We start from the raw sequence: 2,794 nt of genomic DNA, 5'->3' as shown, positions 1-2,794 counted from the left end.
ACTGTTACGACAACGCTCCGATGGAAAGCTTCTGGGGAACGCTGAAAAATGAGAGCCTGAGCCACTATCGTTTTAATAACCGGGATGAAGCCATCTCAGTAATACGGGAATACATTGAGATTTTCTACAATCGTCAGCGTCGTCACTCTCGTCTGGGGAATATCTCCCCGGCAGCCTTCAGGGAAAAATATCATCAGATGGCTGCTTAAAAAAAGAACAAATGGTAGTGTCCGCTATTGCCAGTACACCTCACTGAGCCGGAGATTCCGGATCAACGGCAATGCTGACCACCGTCTCTTCCTGTGGTGGATTCTGTTGCTGGTGGGCGTGAGGCAGCAGCGCAAGATTTTTTGTGCGCTGCTTCAGTATGCTGGTAGCGGTCTGCTCTCCCGGCACGATGTCGCTTTCACGGTACATTGAGCGGATTTTTTCCGCACGCAACCCCAGCGAACGACGTAATACCGCTTCCGGTAGCGCGTCCGCCACCTGATTGCGGACCGCCTACCAGGATAATTCAGCCAGAGATAATTCACGCTCCTGCGTACCGCTTATTGCGTGACCGATGACGTCAATCATCCATGCTGACAGGTTTTGATGAGCAAGTTGCTCGAGTGATTCGGATGTCTGGTCACGCAACTGGTTGTCGCAGTGCCAGCACAACACCATTGCGCCGGTACCATAACGGTGAATGACGGTTTCGCTGTGATGATAATCGCCGTGTGGCCACTGGCAGGATTTAATATGGCGCAACAGCCAGTCAGACAATGCACCAGCACCACCAGCAGCACGAATCACCCGTGCGTTACTGAAAAACGGCAGCAATGTTTTGTCTTCCACTAGCGGCTGGCGAACGGCAGGAACGACCCCGGACGGCAGATTACGCATGCTTTTCGGTTCCGGCTCCACCAGTACCCGGGTATTGTGGAATACCGGCATGGATTCACGGCCTGGCTTAAGGACCACCAGCCCGAGTTCCGTAACCAGAACAGGTCGAAGTAATACCCGCACATTACCTCCAGATCCGTTGCTGGAATGTGCAGGACGGACGCGGTGGCCGTTCGGAATAAGGGAGCCTGACGAAGATTATCCAGTGACGATAATCGAGACTGAGGGCTTTCTTAATCTCGTATCCGTGTCTGCGGTAGCGCTGAATCAGCCATTCAGCCTGTTCTTCGGTGCAGGGGTCGTGCTGATACCAGTCAGATTTGAATGCATGAGAACGCCGCCCGTGCCTGCTGGCAGGGGCGGCAGAGTTATCCGAATTGTAAAATTTGGTATCGTGCGCCATCTGTTTTCTCTGCTGGCGCAGCAGGTGCCAGTTGTTCAGGCTGACGGATGGATTGTAAACCAGAACGACCAGAAAAAACAAAACCCGCCGAAGCGGGTTAAGTGCGGGTGCGTTGAGGATGCCTGACACATCAGCGGTGGCGAGGGATTTCTCCCCCGCCGGGTCTCTTACTCCTCAGGTTCGTAAGCTGTGAAGACAGCGACCTCCGTCTGGCCGGTTCGGATTCGTACCTCGCAGAGGTCTTTCCTCGTTACCAGTGCCGTCACTATGACGGTTAAACAGATGACGATAAGGGCGATTAACATCGCCTTTTGCTGCTTCATAGCCTGCTTCTCCTTGCCTTTCGGCACGTAAGAGGCTAACCTACATGTGTTCAGCATGGATTGAGCCTCAGATTAATGTTAAGCGTCTTGCAGGACGCGTAATGTTAACTGGGGCTTTTCTCTATCTGCCTTTTGGTGTTCATGCCTGAGACAGATAGCCTCAAGCACCCGCAGTCATTCTACTTAACTAAGATTTCCCTGCAAACCGTTTTTGTCCGGCACAGTAAATATCCAACTAAACCAATAGCGTTCGCTGTATTTACCGCCAGTATTCAATGCACATGACCGCCATGAACACCCCTAAAAAAAGGGCATTTATATGTCCAAACATTAATATCAAAACATCAATTTTTTCCATATACCTTGCTGTGAAGATGATGGGCATACATGATGCGAACAACCAGAACGCAACAAACAAAAACTGCAATGCGTTTTTCATTATTCCCCCTACAATCAATGTGCAATAACATTTAAACACACCTCAATTTGGCCGGACATATAAATATCTAAACCAGAAAAAATCACTTACATAGCGTTACAAACTCTTTAGTCTAAATACTCATCGTAAAACATTCCCCATACTTATCAGTCCGTTCCGCGCCAGGTAGCTTATTGCCTTATCTGGCAACCTATAATCAGGTTTCCGCTTTTTCAGTTGGCTGGTCGTTTAACCGACATAGTTAACCCATTAATCTGGTTGCCGGATGCTGGTGGATTTTCGCGTTTTAGTTGTTCATAAAAGTGCACAGCTTTAACCAGTTCTTCTGATGTAACCGGGACTGGTGGGGCAGTGAATAAGGCCTGAATTTCATAGTTCGGCCTGTCGTTACAATCCTCTTTTTTCGGTACATATTTCCAGTCACCAACCCACAACTCCCCCTGAGAGTCCATAACACCTTTTTTCACGTAGCGATATCGCCACGCTATCGGCTCTGCTTCCAGCGATGCCCGTGCAATTTTGAATAACTCGCCCTCTACTCGCGCCATCCCTGAATTGGGGTGGCATTTCGTAATCGCTATTTTTAATTTGGCTTCTTCGATTAATTGTTCTTTTGTTAATTCAGTCATTTTCATTACCGCCCTTTCAGTAAGCGTACAGCCTGAACCGTCTGGTCAGAATCTGACGAATTAGACAAAGTGGTGTCCACCAAATAAGTAGTGGGAACCAAAGTGTCAGATATGC

4 protein-coding genes and 1 pseudogene are annotated in these 2,794 nt (G+C 49.0%); 1 reads left to right on the top strand and 4 read right to left on the bottom strand.

Translation table 11 applies throughout. The features are described from left to right. A partial coding sequence (locus tag BGK49_RS11755; RefSeq protein ID WP_001073957.1) for an IS3 family transposase occupies positions 1-209 on the top strand: 209 nt, incomplete at its 5' end. Between the two features lie 49 nt (positions 210-258). On the opposite strand, the pseudogene BGK49_RS11750 reads toward BGK49_RS11755, so the two are convergent. The 4 genes and pseudogenes from BGK49_RS11750 to BGK49_RS11725 form a co-directional block, all read right to left on the bottom strand. Next, positions 259-1,008: pseudogene (locus BGK49_RS11750) on the bottom strand (DUF968 domain-containing protein); the annotation flags it as partial. A 1-nt stretch (position 1,009) separates the two neighbouring features. Further along, the gene (locus BGK49_RS26710; protein WP_000929754.1) at positions 1,010-1,288 is read right to left on the bottom strand and encodes a hypothetical protein; all 279 of its coding nucleotides are present in this window, start codon (positions 1,286-1,288) and stop codon (positions 1,010-1,012) included. A 167-nt stretch (positions 1,289-1,455) separates the two neighbouring features. After that, positions 1,456-1,611, bottom strand: a complete 156-nt coding sequence (gene hokD / locus BGK49_RS11740; RefSeq protein ID WP_000813254.1) for a type I toxin-antitoxin system toxin HokD — start codon at positions 1,609-1,611, stop codon at positions 1,456-1,458. 651 nt (positions 1,612-2,262) lie between these two features. Further along, positions 2,263-2,679 (bottom strand): hypothetical protein, encoded by a 417-nt coding sequence (locus tag BGK49_RS11725; RefSeq protein ID WP_005069274.1) that lies wholly within the window; start codon positions 2,677-2,679, stop codon positions 2,263-2,265. Positions 2,680-2,794: the final 115 nt, after the last annotated feature.

It is taken from the genome of Shigella sp. FC1544, assembly GCF_001722145.1.
Taxonomy (GTDB): domain Bacteria; phylum Pseudomonadota; class Gammaproteobacteria; order Enterobacterales; family Enterobacteriaceae; genus Escherichia; species Escherichia coli.
The sequence above is the reverse complement of the archived record's forward strand: the minus strand, read 5'-3'. Positions and strand labels throughout refer to the sequence as shown.